Origin of the sequence: Ectopseudomonas composti, assembly GCF_900115475.1 — a bacterium.
Lineage (GTDB): Bacteria > Pseudomonadota > Gammaproteobacteria > Pseudomonadales > Pseudomonadaceae > Aquipseudomonas > Aquipseudomonas composti.
Map to the genome: position 1 here is coordinate 134,786 of NZ_FOWP01000010.1, position 17,711 is coordinate 152,496.

Genomic DNA, 17,711 nt, shown 5'->3' on the forward strand with positions numbered 1-17,711 from the left:
TAGAATCCGACGATCTCCTGATTGAAAAAATCTTTTTTACCCGCTCAATTTTTGTCGCTATAAGGTGCGCAAATGGCCCCAGTAAGTGGCCTGGAGTGGAATAGATGAGCACTGACAAAGAAGACCTCGAACTGGACGAAGACTTTGTCGCAGAAGAATCGGACGATGCCGAGCCTGCGGTGGAAGTCGCCAAGACCAACCTGACCAAGCGCCGCATCATCGACAACTTCCTCGAAGAGCGACGCCTGCACAAACAGTTGGCCGAATACGACTTCGATATCTGAGTGTCGAGCTGCACAGAAAGAGCCCCGCCGATGCGGGGCTTTTCATTGTTTGTTCGCTCAGTCGCGACGAGACGGCGAGAGCAACTCGATCTTGTACCCGTCCGGATCCTCGACGAAGGCTAGGACACTGGTGCCATGCTTCATCGGGCCAGGCTCGCGGGTGATCTTGCCGCCACGGCTACGGATGTCCTCGCAGGCCTTGTACACGTCATCGACTTCCAGAGCGATGTGGCCATAACCCGTGCCGAGTTCGTAGCGCTCGACGCCCCAATTATGAGTCAGCTCGATCACGCTGTTATGCGCCTCGTCACCGTAGCCGACGAACGCCAGGGTGAACTGGCCGTCCGGGTAATCCTTGCGCCGCAGCAAGGTCATGCCCAGCACTTCGGTGTAGAAGGCGATGGACTTGCCCAGGTCGCCGACGCGCAGCATGGTGTGCAGCAGTCTCATCAGGTTGTACTCCTAAAAAGCAGAACCCCGACACATGGCCGGGGTCCTTGTGGCGCAGGAGGCTCAGCTTAGACCAGCTTGCGGCCCTTGCCAGCGGCAATACGCATGCGCAGGGCGTTGAGCTTGATGAAGCCCGCCGCGTCCTGCTGGTTGTAGGCGCCGCCATCTTCCTCGAAGGTCGCGATGTTGGCATCGAACAGCGAATCGTCGGACTTGCGGCCGGTGACGATGACGTTGCCCTTGTACAGCTTCAGACGGACCACGCCGTTCACGTTGGTCTGCGACGCGTCGATCATCTGTTGCAGCATCAGACGCTCCGGGCTCCACCAGAAACCGTTATAGATCAGGCTGGCGTATTTCGGCATCAGCTCGTCTTTCAGGTGAGCCACTTCGCGGTCGAGGGTGATTGACTCGATGGCGCGGTGCGCCTTGAGCATGATGGTGCCGCCGGGGGTTTCGTAGCAGCCGCGAGACTTCATGCCGACGAAACGGTTCTCGACGATGTCCAGACGGCCGATGCCGTTCTCGCCACCAATACGGTTCAGCTCGGCCAGCACGGTAGCCGGGCTCAGCTCCTTGCCGTCGATGGCGACGATGTCACCGTTGCGGTAGGTCAGCTCGATATAGGTCGGAGTGTCCGGCGCCGCTTCCGGCGACTTGGTCCAACGCCACATGTCTTCTTCGTGCTCGGTCCAGGTGTCTTCCAGCACGCCGCCCTCGTAGGAGATGTGCAGCAGGTTGGCGTCCATGGAGTACGGCGACTTCTTCTTGCCGTGGCGCTCGATCGGGATGGCGTGCTTCTCGGCGTAGTCCATCAGCTTCTCGCGCGACAGCAGGTCCCACTCGCGCCAAGGGGCGATGACTTTCACACCCGGCTTGAGCGCATAGGCACCCAGTTCGAAACGCACCTGGTCATTGCCCTTGCCGGTGGCGCCGTGGGAGATGGCGTCAGCGCCAGTCTCGTTGGCGATTTCGATCAGGCGCTTGGCGATCAGCGGGCGGGCGATGGAGGTACCCAGCAGGTACTCACCTTCATAGACGGTGTTGGCGCGGAACATCGGGAACACGAAATCACGCACGAATTCTTCGCGCAGGTCGTCGATGTAGATTTCCTTGACGCCCATCGCCTGGGCCTTGGCGCGGGCCGGCTCGACCTCTTCGCCCTGACCAAGGTCAGCGGTGAAGGTCACCACTTCACAGTTATAGGTATCTTGCAGCCACTTGAGGATCACCGAGGTGTCCAGGCCACCGGAATAGGCCAGAACTACCTTTTTGACGTCCGCCATGCCATCACTCCACGGGTTGTACGGTAAAACCGGTGATTCTACTGACCCTGCGGGCCAATTTACAGGGGCGCGACAGCTTGTGACGACGAAGCGACGGCAAGAATCAGCGTTTTTTGCTCAGGAGGGCGTGCTTCCGACCGGGTCGGCCGGGGCACTCGAAGGAGCGGCCTGCGGCGCGCTCTGGGCTGGTGCTTGCGGTGCAGGGACACGATCCAGGCGCAGGGTCGCACGACGATTCTTGGCGCGATTGGCATCGTTGTTGTTCGGCACCAACGGGTAACGCTCGCCATGAAAACGCATGGTGATCTGCTCGACCGGTACGCCGCCGGCCACCAGATACTCTTGCACGGCCAGGGCACGACGGCGTGACAGGTCGCGATTGGTCAGGCGATTGCCGCTGTTGTCGGCATGCCCGTCGATCTGGAAGCTGTTGATGGTGGGGTCGGCCTTGACGAAGTCGAGGATGATGTCGAGCTTGGCCTTGGCCATCGGGTCGAGGTCGACACCGCCACCAGGAAAGCCGAGCTGCGCCTGGCGAATCTGCTCGAAATTGACCGGCAGCAGCTTGGCTGTACAGGCCTGGTAATCGTCATAGGCCTTGTGAAACTTCACGGGTAGCAAACGCACTTCCAGATTTTCGCCGCCGTTGGGGGTGCGGTGGCGCACCACCGGGCTACGCCCGTCGAGCAGGCCGGTAAGCAAGCGCGCGCCCTGTTCCTGCGAGCTGTTGAACGGCACCTCGCCATTGCCGACACTGACCACACCCAGATTGATATCGCCGCGACCGGGCTGCCAGGGCGCGGCGGCGGCCAGCAAGGTCGCCGAACCGGCGCCCATCCAGCGCTCACGGGCCTTGAGACGAAAGGTGACCTGCTCGCCAGCACGGCGCACGAACTCGCCACTGCCAAAATTGCTGATTGTCTGACTCAGGCGGCATTCGAACTGGTCGCCCTCGACAGTCCACTCCACCTTTTCCAGCCGTGTCTGGAAGCTGATGGCATGCGCTGGCAGGCACAAGGGCATGCCAGCCAGCAAGCTGATCAGGAGCAAATTGGGCACACGCACGGTCGACTCCACGGCGGTTCACGGCATTCTCACGGGGTATCGGTCAGGCGCGCGGAAACTTGACCCCTGCGTGCGATTGTCGCGGTGGCGCGAGCGCGAACTGGCGCTTTTCAGTTAACATGCGGCCACGTTTTACCCGCCTGGAAGCCTCCATGTCCGACCGCCTGACTCTCCTGCGTCCCGATGACTGGCACATTCACCTGCGCGACGGCGCGGTGCTGCCGCACACCGTCGGCGATGCCGCGCGCGCTTTCGGCCGCGCCATCATCATGCCCAACCTGGTACCGCCGGTACGCAATGCCGCCGAAGCCGACGCATATCGCCAGCGCATCCTCGCTGCGCGCCCGGCCGGCAGCCGCTTCGAACCGCTGATGGTGCTCTACCTCACCGACAACACCAGCCCCGAAGACGTGCGAGCAGCCAAGGCCAGCGGCTTCGTGCATGCCGCCAAGCTCTACCCGGCCGGCGCCACCACCAACTCCGACTCGGGCGTGACCAGCATCGACAAGATCTTCCCGGCCCTCGAAGCCATGGCCGAAGTCGGCATGCTGCTGCTGGTACATGGCGAAGTGACCCGCGCCGAGATCGACGTGTTCGACCGTGAGAAAGCCTTCATCGACGAGCACCTCACCCGTGTGGTCGAACGCTTCCCGACACTGAAAGTAGTGTTCGAGCACATCACCACCCGTGATGCGGTGCAGTTCGTCGAGGCGACCTCGGCCAACGTCGGCGCCACCATCACCGCGCACCACCTGCTGTACAACCGCAACCACATGTTGGTAGGCGGTATTCGCCCGCACTTCTATTGCCTGCCGATCCTCAAGCGCAACGTGCACCAGGAAGCCCTGCTCGATGCCGCCACCAGCGGCAACGCCAAGTTCTTCCTCGGTACCGACTCGGCGCCGCACGTCAAGCACGCCAAGGAAGCCGCCTGCGGCTGCGCCGGCTGCTACACCGCCTATGCAGCCATCGAGCTGTACGCCGAGGCCTTCGAACAACGCAATGAGCTGGACAAGCTGGAAGCCTTCGCCAGCTTCCATGGCCCGGACTTCTACGGCATGCCGCGCAACATCGACAGCATCACCCTGGTGCGCGAGGAATGGACCGTGCCTGCCACCCTGCCGCTGGGCGACAACAGCGTCGTACCGCTGCGCGCCGGCGAAACCCTGCGCTGGAAATTGCTGGAGGCTCAGGCGTGAGCGAAGACAACTACGACGACGAACTGGAACCGAGCCTGCCTTCCGGCCCACGCACCCCCATGGCCGCGCGCTTTCGCGGCTATCTGCCGGTAGTGGTGGACGTGGAAACCGGCGGTTTCAACAGCGCCACCGATGCCCTGCTGGAAATTGCCGCGACCACCATCGCCATGGATGAGAGCGGCTTCCTCTACCCGGATCACACCCACTTCTTCCGCGTCGAGCCCTTCGAGGGCGCCAATATCGAAGCGGCGGCACTGGAGTTCACCGGCATCAAGCTCGACCACCCGCTGCGCATGGCCGTCAGCGAGGAGCATGCGCTGGGGGAAATCTTCAAGGGCCTGCGCAAGTCGATCAAATCGGCTGGCTGCAAGCGCGCGATCCTGGTCGGCCATAACAGCAGTTTCGACCTGGGCTTCCTCAATGCCGCGGTGGCGCGTTGCGGCATCAAGCGCAATCCGTTCCATCCCTTTTCCAGCTTCGATACCGCCACCCTGGCCGGCCTCGCCTATGGTCAGACCGTACTGGCCAAGGCCTGCCAGACCGCTGGCATCGAGTTCGACGGCAAGGAGGCACACTCGGCGCGCTACGACACCGAGAAGACCGCCGAGCTGTTCTGCGGCATCGTCAATCGCTGGAAGGAAATGGGCGGTTGGGACGAGTTCGATCAGTGAGTCTCTGAGCGGTGATCGATCCCCATGAAAAAACCGGCGTCTGCCGGTTTTTTTAGGCTCTTCGCATAGTTTGGGAAAGTGCAGATTGGCAGCGGACTGGCAATTACGTGTTAGCTGTCGATGACTTGGCACTATCCATTAGCACGCCGTCTGACCTAATGGGTTTCGCCCCTTACGGGCGACTCACTTTCTTTGCTTGTGCAAAGAAAGTAAGCAAAGAAACACACCCCTGCATCCGGCCCCGGCTGCGCCGCGGTTCCCTCGCTCCATCACCGCTCCAGGGGCCCGCTGCGAAAGGCCATCCCTGGCCCATCACGGTTCTCGCGACATCCATGTCGCTCAACCCCTTACACGGCGATTCCACTCAGCCTCCTGAAGGGGACTTGGGCGTCGCTCGTGAGATCGCGCTTTCAAAGCAAAGGCAAAAAGCACAGTCGCCGCGAAGGTAAATTTTGCGGAGCTTTTGCAAACTCGCGACCCGGCCCCCTTCAGGAGGCCGAGTGGAGGCGTTGCGTAGGGGAGCGAGCCGCATGGATGCGGCGAGAGGCTTAATGGGCCAGGGATGGCCCATGTAAGCCGGCACCCGAGCGGCGCCGGAGCGAGGGAAGTTTCGCGTAGCGAAACCCGGATGTCGGGGTGCCCTTCTTTGGCACACCTTTCTTGGGCAAGCAAGAAAGGTGTGGCGCCCGTAAGGGGCGCAACCCAAACGCTCAGCGCACGCGGTAGTAGATAGTGCTAAGTCAGCAAGCAAGGCGCACACAAACTTGCCAGTCCAGTGCCAAACATATCCTCCCCGCGAAAACGCAAAGACCTTTCTCTGCCCGAACCCTGCCGGCGACTGCACCGTTCGTCAGGAGATGCGAGCATTCGCAACCGATCTTTGACAAGCATTCTCATTAACATTAGTATCCGATCCATCGAACAGAACCACCAAGACGAGCCTTGCTTATGTACGTCTGCCTCTGTGAAGGTGTCACCGATACTCAGATCCGCGATGCGGTCTACGAAGGCTGCTGCAGCTACCGTGAAGTGCGCGGCACGCTCGGCATCGCCAGCCAGTGCGGCAAGTGCGCGTGCCTGGCCAAGCAGGTCGTTCGCGAAGCCATCACCGAAGTGCAGAGCAGCCAGGCGTCGCTCGCTTACCCAGCAGGGTTCGTCGCAGCCTGATGCATGGCTCGAAAACAAAAACCGGATTTCACAAACCGGTTTTTTTTCGCCCTCGCTCAGGCATCGAGCCGCCTCCCACCCTACAGACCGTCACGCTCCAAGTGATCGAAGTCCACCGTCTCCCCCGGTTTGGCGTGCAGCTTGGCGCGAATGTCCTCGAAGATCGCATCGTATTCGGCATGCGCTCGCATGATCGGGCTATGGTTGGGCGGCAAGCCATGCTTGGCCACCAGCCGCGAAATCACACTGGCAAAGTTGAACGCGGTGTCGCGGTGCATTTCGAAGACTTCCTCGAATGCCTTGCCCTCGATCTCTCCTACCAGACGCCCGTGCAGCATGGCCCCCTCTTGCGGGTCCTGACGCACCTCGTAATAGAAATCGACGCTGTAGCCGGGCTGCCCGCCCAGGGCTGGCAGGTTGCTGCGATGCAGGTGACCAGGTTCGAACATGGGGCTCACTCCTTTGCCATAACGCTGCGATAACGCTCCTCAAAAGGAGCGTGCGAAGAGTCTAGCCCGCCACTTGCAGCCCTGCAGCGCGCCATTTCAGTGCGGGGTCGAATCCCCTGCCCTTTCCTGCACCAGTACCCAGGGCGCGACAACCACCGCCCACAACTGCGGGTCACGCGTGAGCAGATCTTCTGCCCGTACGTCTTCGAACTTGCAGAGGTGGCCCTGGTTCATGCACTGCGCAACCCGCGCTTGATCGTTCTCGGCCACGGCCTGCGCAATCGCCACCAGATCCTGACTGCCCTCGACCCAGAGCAGCGCACCGCGAGCGAAGAACGGCTGCAGTTCCTGCCAGCGAATCGGCGCTGTCTCACCGAGCAGCTTGGCATAGAGGGTGCTAGATTGATCCGTCATGGTGTGTCCCGTGTCGATGGCGTTGAATGCAGGCGCGCAATGATAGCGCCAGCAAAAGCCCTGGCAAACGCACGACGCTCGCCAGCCGACCCAGGCCACGCCGTTTTTCTATACATTCCTTGCAATTTAGCGACAACCCCACGTTTCGCCTCCAGCTGCCGGCTTTTCAAGGCGCAAATCCGCGCTCTACACTGTTCCGGTACAGTTGCCGGGGGCATGACCGGGGTCACTGACCCGGTTCTGCAGCTTCGGCCGCAAGAACTACAACAACGAAAAACATAAGAGTGGAGCACTCATGAACAAGGCTACTAAGCAGATTTCCAAGTTGTTCGCGGCAATGGCGCTGGCAGGGGCGGCCAGCTATTCGATGGCAGCCGACAACATCAAGATCGGCCTGGCCGGTCCGGTGACCGGTGCCGTCGCTCAGTACGGTGAAATGCAATTCATCGGCGCCAAGATGGCCATCGAGCAGATCAACAAAGCCGGCGGCGTGAACGGCGCCCAGCTCGAAGGCGTGGTCTACGACGACGCGTGCGATCCGAAACAAGCCGTTGCCGTTGCCAACAAAATCGTCAACGACGGTGTCAAGTTCGTGGTTGGCCACCTGTGCTCCAGCTCCACTCAGCCGGCTTCGGACATCTACGAAGACGAAGGCATCCTGATGATCACCGCGGCTTCCACCAGCCCGGACATCACCGCTCGTGGCTACGAGCTGGTCTTCCGCACCATCGGCCTGGACAGCCTGCAAGGCCCGACCGCCGGTAACTTCATCGCCGACCACATCAAACCGAAAAACGTTGCCGTCATCCACGACAAGCAGCAGTACGGTGAAGGCATCGCCACCGCGGTCAAGCAGACCCTGGAAGGCAAAGGCGTGAAAGTCTCCATGTTCGAAGGCATCAACGCCGGCGACAAGGACTTCTCCGCGCTGATCGCCAAACTGAACCAGGCAGGCGTCGACTTCGTCTACTACGGCGGTTACCACCCGGAACTGGGCCTGCTGCTGCGCCAGACCAAAGAGCGCGGCCTGAACGTCACGTTCATGGGCCCGGAAGGCGTGGGTAACAAGGAAATCTCGGCCATCGCTGGCCCGGCCTCCGAAGGTCTGCTGGTCACCCTGCCGAAGTCCTTCGACCAGGATCCGAAGAACCAGGCGCTGGTCGAGGCCTTCAAGGCCAAGAACGAAGACCCGAGCGGTCCGTTCGTGTTCCCGGCCTACGCTGCCGTTCAGGTCATCGCTGAAGGCATCGAGAAAGCCGGCGACACCGATACCGCCAAGGTAGCGGCTGCGCTGCGCTCCAACAGCTTCGACACCCCCACTGGCACCCTGGCCTTCGACGAGAAGGGCGACCTGAAAGACTTCAGCTTCGTGGTGTACGAGTGGCACCAGGACGGCACCAAGTCCGAAGCCAAGTAAGTTTCCTGTCTGAACTCAAAGCCCACTGCGCCCTCGCAGTGGGCTTTGTCTATTAGAAGAATTCCGGCCTCGCGCTGCGCCACAAGCGCCGCTTTACGCAAGCGCCCAGGAGTTAGGCAATGCCTGATCTTTATCACTACCTACAACAGCTGATCAATGGCCTGACCATTGGCAGTACCTATGCCCTGATCGCCATCGGCTACACCATGGTCTACGGCATCATCGGCATGATCAACTTCGCCCACGGCGAGGTTTACATGATTGGCTCGTACGTAGCCTTCACCGTTATCGTCGGCCTCGCCATGTTCGGCCTGGAGGCCGTGCCCTTCGTGATGATCGCGGCCTTCGCCGCCACCATGATCGTCACCAGTGCCTACGGTTACAGCATCGAGCGGGTGGCCTACCGCCCCCTGCGTGGCGGCAATCGTCTCATCCCGCTGATCTCTGCGATCGGTATGTCGATCTTCCTGCAGAACGCGATATTGCTCTCGCAGGATTCCAAGGACAAAGCTATCCCCAACCTGTTGCCCGGCAATTTCATTCTCGGTGAAAGCGCGGCCAACGGCGTGGTGGTGTCCTACATGCAGGTATTGATCTTCATCGTCACCTTCATCACCATGATCGGCCTCACTCTGTTCATCTCCCGCTCTCGCCTTGGCCGCGCCTGCCGCGCCTGTGCCGAAGACCTGAAGATGGCCAACCTGCTCGGCATCAACACCAACAACATCATCGCCCTGACCTTCGTCATCGGCGCGGCGCTGGCCGCCATCGCCTCGGTACTGCTGGGCATGAACTACGGCGTGATCAACCCGCACCTGGGCTTCCTCGCCGGCATCAAAGCCTTCACCGCTGCGGTACTCGGCGGTATCGGCAGCATCCCTGGCGCCGTACTCGGTGGCCTGCTGCTGGGCGTGGCCGAAGCCTTCGGCGCCGATATCTTCGGTGATCAATACAAGGACGTAGTGGCGTTCAGCCTGCTGGTGCTGGTGCTGTTGTTCCGCCCGACCGGCATCCTCGGCCGTCCTGAGGTGGAAAAAGTATGAGCACCGCCATTACCAAGAATCTCAAATCGGCGATTTTCGGTGCCCTGCTGGTACTGATCATCTCGTACCCGGTGCTGGGTCTGAAACTCTCCACCGTTGGCATCAGCCTGCGCGTGGAAGGCGCCACTGCCTTCGAACTCTGGTGTATCGGCGGCGCCGCTACGCTGATCTTCCTCTGGCAATTGCTGCGTGATCACATCACCCCGGCCTGGGCCAAGCGCCCGAGTCTGCCCGACGGTTCCGGCCAACTCGGCAACTTCCTCACCCTGCCCTCCACCCAGCGCTGGATCATTCTGGCGATGGTCATGGTGGCGCTGGTGTGGCCGTTCTTTGCCAGTCGCGGTTCGGTGGATATCGCCACGCTGATCCTGATCTACGTGATGCTTGGCCTTGGCCTGAACATCGTCGTCGGCCTTGCCGGCCTGCTCGATCTGGGTTACGTCGGTTTCTACGCCGTCGGCGCCTACAGCTACGCGATCCTCTCGCACTACTTCGGCCTGAGTTTCTGGATGTGCCTGCCGATCGCCGGGATGATGGCTGCGCTGTTCGGCTTCCTGCTGGGTTTTCCGGTGCTGCGTCTACGTGGCGATTACCTGGCCATCGTGACCCTGGGCTTCGGCGAGATCATCCGTATCTTGCTGCGCAACATGACCGAGCTGACAGGCGGCCCCAACGGTCTGAGCATCGCCAACGAGAACAAGCCGACCTTGTTCGGTCTGTCCTTCGAGCGTCGTGTGCCAGCCGATATGCCGACCTTCCACGGCTACTTCGAAATCGCCTACAACTCGCAGTACAAGGTGATCTTCCTCTACCTGATCGCCCTGCTGCTGGTGCTGCTGACGCTGTTTTTGGTCAACCGCCTGCTGCGCATGCCGATTGGTCGTGCCTGGGAAGCGCTGCGCGAAGACGAGATCGCCTGCCGTGCGCTGGGCCTGAACCCCACCGTGATCAAGCTTTCTGCCTTCACCATCGGCGCCAGCCTGGCCGGTTTCGCCGGCAGCTTCTTCGCCGCGCGCCAGGGCCTGGTGACACCGGAGTCGTTCACCTTCATCGAGTCAGCGATGATCCTCGCCATCGTCGTGCTGGGTGGTATGGGCTCGCAGCTGGGCGTGATCCTCGCCGCCATCGTCATGGTGCTGCTGCAGGAGATGCGTGAGCTGAGCGAATACCGCATGCTGATCTTCGGCCTGGTCATGATCTTCATGATGATCTGGCGCCCGCAAGGGTTGCTGCCGATGCAACGTCCCCACCTGGAGCTGAAGCGATGAGCCGCACGATTCTCGAAGTAAGCGGCCTGTCCATGCGTTTCGGCGGCCTGTTGGCCGTCAACGGGGTGGGCCTGAACGTCAAGGAAAAGCAGGTGGTCTCGATGATCGGCCCAAACGGCGCCGGCAAGACCACCGTCTTCAACTGCCTGACCGGCTTCTATCAGCCGAGCTCCGGCAGCATCCGCCTGAACGGCGAGGCGATCGAAGGCCTGCCCGGCCACAAGATCGCCCGCAAGGGCGTGGTGCGGACCTTCCAGAACGTGCGTCTGTTCAAGGACATGACGGCGGTGGAAAACCTGCTGATCGCCCAACATCGCCATCTCAACACCAGCTACCTGGCCGGTCTGTTCAAGACCTCGGCATTCCGCCGCAGTGAGCGCGAGGCCATGGACTACGCCGCCCACTGGTTGGAACAGGTCGACCTGGTGGACTTCGCCAACCGTGAGGCAGGCACGCTGGCCTACGGTCAGCAGCGTCGCCTGGAAATCGCCCGCTGCATGATGACCCGTCCGAGCATCCTGATGCTCGATGAGCCGGCCGCCGGCCTCAACCCACGCGAAACCGAAGACCTGAAAGCGCTGATCGGCGTGCTGCGTGACCAGCACAATGTCACCGTGCTGCTGATCGAGCACGACATGAAGCTGGTGATGAGCATTTCCGACCACATCTATGTGATCAACCAGGGCACTCCCCTGGCCGACGGCACGCCGGACGACATCCGCAACAACCCGGACGTGATCAAAGCCTATCTGGGGGAGGCGTAATCCATGCTGAGTTTCAACAACGTATCCACCTTCTACGGCAAGATCCAGGCTCTGCACGACGTCAGCATCGAAGTGCAGAAAGGCGAGATCGTCACCCTGATTGGCGCCAACGGCGCCGGCAAATCGACTCTGCTGATGACCCTGTGCGGCAACCCGCGTGCCACCAGTGGCAGCATTCGCTACCTGGGTGAAGAGCTGGTGGGCATGGACACCCCGGAGATCATGCGCAAGAGCATCGCCATCGTGCCGGAAGGCCGTCGCGTGTTCGCCCGCCTTACCGTCGAGGAAAACCTGGCCATGGGCGGCTTCTTCGGCAACAAGGCGGACAACCAGGAGCAACTGGACAAGGTGCTGCACCTGTTCCCGCGCCTGAAGGAACGCTTCGCCCAGCGCGCCGGCACCATGAGCGGCGGCGAGCAGCAAATGCTCGCCATCGGTCGTGCACTGATGAGCAAGCCCAACCTGCTGCTGCTCGACGAGCCGTCGCTGGGTCTGGCGCCGATCATCATCCAGCAGATCTTCGACATCATCGAGCAACTGCGTAAAGACGGCGTGACCGTGTTCCTGGTCGAGCAGAACGCCAACCAAGCGCTGAAGCTGGCGGATCGTGGCTACGTGCTGGAGAACGGCCATATCGTCATGCAGGGCAGCGGTGAAGAGCTGCTCAACGATCCCAAGGTGCGCGATGCCTACCTCGGCGGCTAAGCGCAACCTGCACCATCGGAACCGCCCTTCGGGGCGGTTTCTTTTTATCTGCGGGAGCGCAACGGTCCACATTGGATCGCCCGCAAGCGGGCTCCTACAAACAATAAGACCGCCGCTTCCTGTAGGAGCCGGCTTGCCGGCGATCATGGCCGGATGGCGAAGTCTTAAGCGAATATTTCCGCCCTCTTGCGTCAGACTCGACGAGTATTAGTCTCAACAGCTCTACTCTCGCGAGTCCCGCTCATGCGCAAGCCTCTGCTCCTGCTACTGGCCATCACCCTGCTGCTGAGCGCCTGCAGCCGCGTCGGCCTGGCCTATCGCAACCTCGATTGGCTGATCCCGTGGAAGCTGGGCGACTACGTGGCGCTGACCAGCGAGCAGAGCGCCTGGCTCAAACCCCAACTGCAGGAACACCTGGCCTGGCACTGCAGCGTCGAGCTGCCGCGTTATCTCGACTGGCTGCAACGCAGTCAGCAGGCGCTGAGCAGCCGTGACAGCGAGCTGATGGCCAGCCAGTTGGCCGACTTCGAGCGAGCCATGCAGCGCATCGCCGTGGAGATCACACCCAGCGCCATCGAACTGCTGCGCGGCCTCAGCCCGCGTCAGGTCGATCAGCTATTGGCGGCAATGGACGAGCAAAACGCCAAGCTGCGTGAAGAGTTTCTCGAGCCGCCCGTGCAGGAGCAGATCAGCCGGCGCGCCGAGCGCATGGAAGAGCGCCTGCAGCCCTGGTTTGGCACGCTGAACGCCGGACAGCGCGAGCGGGTGCAGAGCTGGGCACAGGGCCTGGGCGAACAGAACAAGATCTGGCTGGAAAACCGCATGGTCTGGCAACAGGCTCTGCGTAAGGCATTGGAAGTACGCCGTGGCGATGATTTCACTGCGCGCATGACCGCCCTGCTGCAACAACGCGAGCGCTTCTATACCAGCGCCTATCAGGCCAGCTATGAAAGCAACCGTCAGGCCATGGCCGAGATGATTGTCGATCTGGTCGAGCAGGCAGACTCACGCCAGATGGAGCGCGCTGACAAACGCCTGCAAAGCCTTCATGCCGACCTGGCTGCGCAGCAGTGCCAGGGGGGCGAGTCAGTAGTCAGTCGTTGAAACAACGGCAGCCGATAGACTCAGTCGTGAGGCTACCCAGGCCGTACGCACCAGGTAAGCCGGTGCGCACGGCGCACCCTACGACGCGATCTCGCTATAGCGCCGGCAAGCGCCAGTCGATGGGGCTCATGCCGTTCTGGCTGAGGAACTGGTTGCAGCGACTGAAATGACCATTGCCGATGAAGCCACGATGCGCCGACAGCGGTGACGGATGCGGCGAGCGCAGCACCAGGTGCTTGGTCGGGTCGATCAGGCGCTGCTTGCTCTGCGCGTGGCTACCCCAGAGCAGGAACACCAGCTTGGGCTGATGTTCGCTGACCACCTCGATCACCCGGTCGGTGAAGAACTGCCACCCCTTGCCGGCATGCGAGCCGGCGTTGGCGCGCTCGACGGTCAGCGACGTGTTGAGCAGCAATACGCCCTGATCAGCCCAGCTCTGCAGGTAGCCATGCGCTGGAATGTCGATGTTCAGGTCGCGCTTGAGCTCCTTGTAGATATTCACCAGCGACGGCGGCGTCTGCACGCCCGGCTGCACGGAGAAGCACAGGCCATGGGCCTGACCAGGACCGTGGTACGGGTCCTGGCCGATGATCACCACCTTGACCTGATCCAGCGGCGTGGAATTGAGCGCATTGAAGATCAGTGGGCCTGGCGGATAGATTTCCTTGCCGGCCGCCTTCTCCGCCTGCAGGAACGCACGCAGCTCGCTCATGTAAGGCTTGTCGAACTCCTCACGCAGCGCGTGTTTCCAGCTGGCTTCGAGCTTGATGCGATCGTCGGTCATGCGGTTTTCCTGCAGGGTCAAAACAAGTGCAGGCACGCTAGTGAAGGGGGCCGGGCAAGTCAAGGCAACAGCTGTGCATCGGCTTTAGGCCAAGGCTCTGCTAGCATCTCAATACGCCGCTGCGGTTCCACGGAAGCCCCCGCCACCATGTCGCTGTCCCCCGAAGCCATCCGCTTCGCCCTGCTCACCCGCTTTCTCAAAGGTCAGGCCAAAGTACCGCAAATGCCGGAAGCGGCCATGCGCATTCGCCAACTGCTGGACGACCCACGCACCTCGCTGGAACAACTGGCACGGGTGATCAACAGTGATCCGCCGCTGGCAGCCTATCTCATGCAGTTCGCCGAAAGCCCGCTGATTCGTGGTGCGCGGCCGTGTGTGTCGATGCGCGACCTGCTCGCCCGAATCGGCACTCGCCAACTCGGCACCCTGGTACTGGGATTCACCGCGCGCAATCTCTTCGCCAGCAACGAGAAAGCCCTGCAACAGGCCTTTCGTCAGCGTTGGCGCAAGGCTCGTGAACGCGCCGCGTTCTGTGCTGCCCTGGCACAGCGTTGTAACCTGCCGCTCGATGAAGCCATGCTCGCCGGCCTGCTGCAGGATATTGGCAGCCTGCCACTGCTGGTGGAGCTGGAGCACTGGCCAGACTTCTCGCGCGATGCAGGGTCACTCGATGGTCTGTGCGACTACCTGTCCGGCGATATCGGCGCCCTGGTACTGACACGCTGGCAGGTGCCAACCACGCTGATCGAGTGCGCTCGCCAGCGCAACAAATGGCAGCACGAGCCTGGTGGCGCCGCCGATCTGGTCGACCTGGTGCTGCTGGCCAGCGCTCTGCAGCTGCAGCCATCGAACCTGCCAGAGCCTCTGCCCGCACAGCGCCGACTGGGGTTTGAACAACCATTGGCCAACCTGCGCGAAGAGTTGCTGGCCGAGCAACAGCTGTGGCTGCGTATGCTGGCTTGAATGCCTCCGATCGATGTACCGCGCATGTCCTTTGCGCGCAGCCACAACAAGCGGGACCGAACAGGCGGTGCGTACGGCGCCCCCTACCGCGGGCGAGATATGCCGGGTCCTCCCCTACCCCAGATGCAGCGCCCGGTAATGACTGGGCGCCATGCCCACCACCTTGCGAAACAGCCGTGAGAAGTAATAGGGATCGTCGTAGCCCAGTTGCTCGGCGACCTGGCGCACTTCGGCATCGCCACGGTCGAGCAGACGGCAGGCCAGGGCCATCTTCAACTGGATGAAGTCCTGGATCGGCGCATGACCGGTCAGCGCGCGGTAGGTCTTGGCGAAATGAAAGCGCGACAGCTTGAACTGCGCAGCCAGCTCGTCGAGGTTGAGGCTGCCGTGCAGATGCTCGCGCATCACCGCCTGCACTGCCTCGATATCCAGCACGCGACCAGACTTGAGGTTGACCCGCGCCGGCAGCACGGCCAGCGAGCTGAGCATCGCCTGCAAACGGTGCGCAGCGTGGATGAAGGGCAATACGTTGAGGCCCTGGCGCTGCAAACCCAACAACGCCTCGAAATCGCCGATCAACCTGGGCTGAACGCCGATGCGCCGCAACGTTTGCGCGCCCAGCAGATGCAGGAAGTCTTCGCCTAAGCTGCCGTCGAAATGCACCCAGTAGATCGTCCAGGGACTTTGCTCGTCGGCACCATAAGCATGCGCCGCAGCCTTGGGTAGCAGTAAAAGATCACCTGCAACGATATCGAATCGTCCATCCGCGGTTTCCAGCCAGCCTTTGCCTGAGCGGCAATAGATCAGCAGATGGTCATCTGGCTGCGTGCGACGCATCTGGTGGCCCACCGCATCAGGGTAGAAACCGATGGCCAATGGATAGCATCCAGTGCTTAAAGGATGGCGTGCCAGCAGGCGACGCAGGCGCGGTGGCGTGATGAAGCGCTGCCCACCGACGGGTAACGGCCAATTGGAGGTTTCCACCCGCATCCCCACTGCATCACCCCTTGCTATTCAAATCCGAATGACAAGATCGTCCATCCCAAGCCCAAGATCGTCAATCCACAAACGGCTATCCAGTGGATATAAAAGACCTCAGACAAGAACAACAGGAGGCCAGCATGCCCCGCACACTGCCGCAACTGATCGATGGCCAATGGCAAACCAGTCAGGCTCAGGAGCTGATCGAGGTCACCGATCCGACCACGCAGGACGTGATCGCCCTCGCCCCCAAGGCCACCGCCGAGGAAATCGAGGCCGCAGTGACCAGCGCGCAGAGGGCATTCCTTGCCTGGCGCGAAGTGCCGGTATCGGAGCGTGCGCGCCTGATGCTGCGTTACCAACACCTGCTCAAGGAGCACCACGACGAGCTGGCTGAGATTCTCGCCCAGGAAACCGGCAAGACCTTCGCCGATGCCAAGGGTGACGTCTGGCGCGGCATCGAAGTGGCCGAACATGCCGCCAATATCGCCAGCCTGATGATGGGCGAGACGGTGGAGAACGTCGCCCGCGAGATCGACACCGCCAGCTGGATCCAGCCGCTGGGCGTATGCGTCGGTATCACTCCGTTCAACTTCCCGGCGATGATCCCGCTGTGGATGTTTCCGCTGGCCATCGCCTGCGGTAACACCTTCATCCTGAAACCGTCCGAACAGGACCCGATGACGCCCAATCGTCTGGCCGAACTCTTTATCGAAGCCGGCGCGCCGGCCGGCGTGCTGCAGGTGCTGCATGGCGGGCGCGAGCAGGTCGATGCGCTGCTGGTGCATCCGCAGGTGCGCGCAGTGTCCTTCGTCGGTTCGGTGACAGTGGGCCAGCATGTCTACCGCACCGGTACCCAGCACCTGAAGCGTGTGCAAGCCTTTGCCGGCGCCAAGAACCATATGGTGATCATGCCCGACGCGCCCAAGGACCAGGTGATCAGTAACCTGCTCGGCGCCAGTTGCGGCGCGGCCGGACAACGTTGCATGGCGATCAGCGTGGCGGTGTTCGTCGGCGAGTCGAAGCAGTGGATCGACGAGCTGGCCGAGCAGATGGCCGCATTGCGCCCAGGCCACTGGCAAGACAGTGGCGCCGCCTACGGCCCGCTGATCAGCCCGCAGGCACGCCAGCGCGTGCTGCACCTGATCGAGCAAGGCAAGGCCGAAGGCGCCGACTGCCTGCTCGATGGTTCGCAGTGCAGCGTGGAGGGGTATCCGAATGGCAATTGGATCGGCCCGACGCTGTTCCGTGGCGTGACCACGAAGATGAGCCTGTACCGCGAGGAAATCTTCGGCCCGGTGCTCGTGTGCATGGAGGTTGCGACCCTGGAAGAAGCCATCGAACTGGTCAACGCCAGCCCCTATGGCAACGGCACCAGCCTGTTCACCCGCTCGGGCGGCGCCGCGCGACACTTCCAGCACGCAGTGGAGGTTGGCCAGGTGGGCATCAACGTACCGATCCCGGTACCGCTGCCGTTCTTTTCCTTTACCGGCTGGAAGGGGTCGTTCTACGGCGATCTGCACGCCTATGGCAAACAGGCGGTGCGCTTCTATACCGAGACCAAGACGGTTACCAGCCGCTGGTTCGATGACACACCACTGGGAGACGGGCCGAATATGACCATTTCACTGAAATGAGAACGGGGTAACGCACCCTTAGACCAATAGACGATCACTCGATCTGGACAAGCGGCGTAA

General features: G+C 61.7%; 19 protein-coding genes. 12 read left to right on the forward strand and 7 right to left on the reverse strand.

From position 1 onward, the window contains the following. Positions 1-104 precede the first annotated feature (104 nt). Positions 105-284: a PA3496 family putative envelope integrity protein gene (locus BM059_RS17970; RefSeq protein WP_017677837.1), complete on the forward strand. Its 180-nt coding sequence runs from the start codon at positions 105-107 to the stop codon at positions 282-284. Positions 285-341: 57 nt separating this feature from the next. On the opposite strand, the gene gloA is transcribed toward BM059_RS17970, so the two are convergent. The 3 genes from gloA to BM059_RS17985 form a co-directional block, all read right to left on the reverse strand. Further along, positions 342-734, reverse strand: a complete 393-nt coding sequence (gene gloA, locus BM059_RS17975) for a lactoylglutathione lyase (protein WP_074940675.1) — start codon at positions 732-734, stop codon at positions 342-344. 68 nt (positions 735-802) lie between these two features. Then, on the reverse strand, positions 803-2,020 hold the full coding sequence (locus BM059_RS17980; RefSeq protein ID WP_037001295.1) for an argininosuccinate synthase: 1,218 nt from the start codon (positions 2,018-2,020) through the stop codon (positions 803-805). A gap of 117 nt (positions 2,021-2,137) precedes the next feature. Next, on the reverse strand, positions 2,138-3,085 hold the full coding sequence (locus BM059_RS17985; protein WP_074940678.1) for a flagellar protein MotY: 948 nt from the start codon (positions 3,083-3,085) through the stop codon (positions 2,138-2,140). 152 nt (positions 3,086-3,237) lie between these two features. On the opposite strand from BM059_RS17985, the gene pyrC reads away from it, so the two are divergent. The 3 genes from pyrC (at position 3,238) to BM059_RS18000 (ending at position 6,122) form a co-directional block, all read left to right on the forward strand. Continuing rightward, the gene (pyrC, locus tag BM059_RS17990) at positions 3,238-4,284 is read left to right on the forward strand and encodes a dihydroorotase (RefSeq protein ID WP_074940680.1); all 1,047 of its coding nucleotides are present in this window, start codon (positions 3,238-3,240) and stop codon (positions 4,282-4,284) included. Next, a complete protein-coding gene (gene rnt / locus BM059_RS17995; protein ID WP_037001291.1) occupies positions 4,281-4,955 on the forward strand; it encodes a ribonuclease T in 675 nt (224 codons plus the stop codon). The genes pyrC and rnt overlap by 4 nt, the downstream gene beginning before the upstream one ends. Positions 4,956-5,903: 948 nt before the next feature. Then, on the forward strand, positions 5,904-6,122 hold the full coding sequence (locus tag BM059_RS18000; protein WP_036998964.1) for a bacterioferritin-associated ferredoxin: 219 nt from the start codon (positions 5,904-5,906) through the stop codon (positions 6,120-6,122). An 80-nt stretch (positions 6,123-6,202) separates the two neighbouring features. Here BM059_RS18000 and BM059_RS18005 read toward each other — a convergent pair whose 3' ends face one another. Beyond that, the gene (locus tag BM059_RS18005) at positions 6,203-6,571 is read right to left on the reverse strand and encodes a DUF5064 family protein (protein ID WP_074940683.1); all 369 of its coding nucleotides are present in this window, start codon (positions 6,569-6,571) and stop codon (positions 6,203-6,205) included. Between the two features lie 96 nt (positions 6,572-6,667). Further along, on the reverse strand, positions 6,668-6,985 hold the full coding sequence (locus tag BM059_RS18010; RefSeq protein WP_074940686.1) for a DUF2288 domain-containing protein: 318 nt from the start codon (positions 6,983-6,985) through the stop codon (positions 6,668-6,670). 295 nt (positions 6,986-7,280) lie between these two features. Between BM059_RS18010 and BM059_RS18015 the strand changes: the two genes are divergently transcribed. The 6 genes from BM059_RS18015 to BM059_RS18040 all read left to right on the forward strand — a co-directional run bounded on the left by BM059_RS18015 (position 7,281) and on the right by BM059_RS18040 (position 13,286). After that, positions 7,281-8,402: a branched-chain amino acid ABC transporter substrate-binding protein gene (locus BM059_RS18015; RefSeq protein WP_036998959.1), complete on the forward strand. Its 1,122-nt coding sequence runs from the start codon at positions 7,281-7,283 to the stop codon at positions 8,400-8,402. Positions 8,403-8,521: 119 nt separating this feature from the next. Then, on the forward strand, positions 8,522-9,445 hold the full coding sequence (gene livH, locus BM059_RS18020) for a high-affinity branched-chain amino acid ABC transporter permease LivH (protein WP_036998957.1): 924 nt from the start codon (positions 8,522-8,524) through the stop codon (positions 9,443-9,445). Positions 9,446-9,453: 8 nt separating this feature from the next. After that, positions 9,454-10,713, forward strand: coding sequence for a high-affinity branched-chain amino acid ABC transporter permease LivM (locus BM059_RS18025; protein WP_036998966.1), 1,260 nt, complete (start codon positions 9,454-9,456; stop codon positions 10,711-10,713). Further along, on the forward strand, positions 10,710-11,477 hold the full coding sequence (livG, locus tag BM059_RS18030; protein WP_074940689.1) for a high-affinity branched-chain amino acid ABC transporter ATP-binding protein LivG: 768 nt from the start codon (positions 10,710-10,712) through the stop codon (positions 11,475-11,477). The genes BM059_RS18025 and livG overlap by 4 nt, the downstream gene beginning before the upstream one ends. A gap of 3 nt (positions 11,478-11,480) precedes the next feature. Beyond that, a complete protein-coding gene (locus BM059_RS18035; RefSeq protein WP_036998952.1) occupies positions 11,481-12,182 on the forward strand; it encodes an ABC transporter ATP-binding protein in 702 nt (233 codons plus the stop codon). Between the two features lie 243 nt (positions 12,183-12,425). Continuing rightward, positions 12,426-13,286 carry a DUF6279 family lipoprotein gene (locus BM059_RS18040; protein WP_074940693.1) on the forward strand — a complete coding sequence of 287 codons (861 nt, stop codon included), beginning with the start codon at positions 12,426-12,428 and terminating at the stop codon, positions 13,284-13,286. 94 nt (positions 13,287-13,380) lie between these two features. Here the strand turns inward: BM059_RS18040 and ung are convergent, their stop codons facing one another. Then, a complete protein-coding gene (ung, locus tag BM059_RS18045) occupies positions 13,381-14,070 on the reverse strand; it encodes a uracil-DNA glycosylase (protein WP_074940696.1) in 690 nt (229 codons plus the stop codon). A gap of 147 nt (positions 14,071-14,217) precedes the next feature. Here ung and BM059_RS18050 point away from each other — a divergent pair, with 147 nt between their 5' ends. Continuing rightward, the gene (locus tag BM059_RS18050) at positions 14,218-15,033 is read left to right on the forward strand and encodes an HDOD domain-containing protein (protein ID WP_074940699.1); all 816 of its coding nucleotides are present in this window, start codon (positions 14,218-14,220) and stop codon (positions 15,031-15,033) included. Positions 15,034-15,147: 114 nt separating this feature from the next. On the opposite strand, the gene BM059_RS18055 is transcribed toward BM059_RS18050, so the two are convergent. After that, positions 15,148-16,023, reverse strand: a complete 876-nt coding sequence (locus tag BM059_RS18055) for an AraC family transcriptional regulator (RefSeq protein ID WP_036998945.1) — start codon at positions 16,021-16,023, stop codon at positions 15,148-15,150. A gap of 131 nt (positions 16,024-16,154) precedes the next feature. Here BM059_RS18055 and BM059_RS18060 point away from each other — a divergent pair, with 131 nt between their 5' ends. Beyond that, positions 16,155-17,651 carry a CoA-acylating methylmalonate-semialdehyde dehydrogenase gene (locus BM059_RS18060; protein ID WP_074940702.1) on the forward strand — a complete coding sequence of 499 codons (1,497 nt, stop codon included), beginning with the start codon at positions 16,155-16,157 and terminating at the stop codon, positions 17,649-17,651. Positions 17,652-17,711 lie beyond the last annotated feature (60 nt).

Excerpts from the sequence above, each read along its gene's own strand:
- BM059_RS18010 (WP_074940686.1), bottom strand. The coding sequence starts at position 6,985 with ATGACGGATCAATCTAGCACCCTCTATGCCAAGCTGCTCGGTGAGACA.
- BM059_RS18050 (WP_074940699.1), top strand. The coding sequence starts at position 14,218 with ATGTCGCTGTCCCCCGAAGCCATCCGCTTCGCCCTGCTCACCCGCTTT.
- BM059_RS18000 (WP_036998964.1), top strand. The coding sequence starts at position 5,904 with ATGTACGTCTGCCTCTGTGAAGGTGTCACCGATACTCAGATCCGCGAT.
- livH (WP_036998957.1), top strand. The coding sequence starts at position 8,522 with ATGCCTGATCTTTATCACTACCTACAACAGCTGATCAATGGCCTGACC.
- BM059_RS18005 (WP_074940683.1), bottom strand. The coding sequence starts at position 6,571 with ATGTTCGAACCTGGTCACCTGCATCGCAGCAACCTGCCAGCCCTGGGC.
- BM059_RS17980 (WP_037001295.1), bottom strand. The coding sequence starts at position 2,020 with ATGGCGGACGTCAAAAAGGTAGTTCTGGCCTATTCCGGTGGCCTGGAC.
- BM059_RS18055 (WP_036998945.1), bottom strand. The coding sequence starts at position 16,023 with ATGCGGGTGGAAACCTCCAATTGGCCGTTACCCGTCGGTGGGCAGCGC.
- BM059_RS18035 (WP_036998952.1), top strand. The coding sequence starts at position 11,481 with ATGCTGAGTTTCAACAACGTATCCACCTTCTACGGCAAGATCCAGGCT.
- BM059_RS18060 (WP_074940702.1), top strand. The coding sequence starts at position 16,155 with ATGCCCCGCACACTGCCGCAACTGATCGATGGCCAATGGCAAACCAGT.
- BM059_RS17970 (WP_017677837.1), top strand. The coding sequence starts at position 105 with ATGAGCACTGACAAAGAAGACCTCGAACTGGACGAAGACTTTGTCGCA.
- gloA (WP_074940675.1), bottom strand. The coding sequence starts at position 734 with ATGAGACTGCTGCACACCATGCTGCGCGTCGGCGACCTGGGCAAGTCC.
- BM059_RS18015 (WP_036998959.1), top strand. The coding sequence starts at position 7,281 with ATGAACAAGGCTACTAAGCAGATTTCCAAGTTGTTCGCGGCAATGGCG.
- livG (WP_074940689.1), top strand. The coding sequence starts at position 10,710 with ATGAGCCGCACGATTCTCGAAGTAAGCGGCCTGTCCATGCGTTTCGGC.
- pyrC (WP_074940680.1), top strand. The coding sequence starts at position 3,238 with ATGTCCGACCGCCTGACTCTCCTGCGTCCCGATGACTGGCACATTCAC.
- BM059_RS18040 (WP_074940693.1), top strand. The coding sequence starts at position 12,426 with ATGCGCAAGCCTCTGCTCCTGCTACTGGCCATCACCCTGCTGCTGAGC.
- ung (WP_074940696.1), bottom strand. The coding sequence starts at position 14,070 with ATGACCGACGATCGCATCAAGCTCGAAGCCAGCTGGAAACACGCGCTG.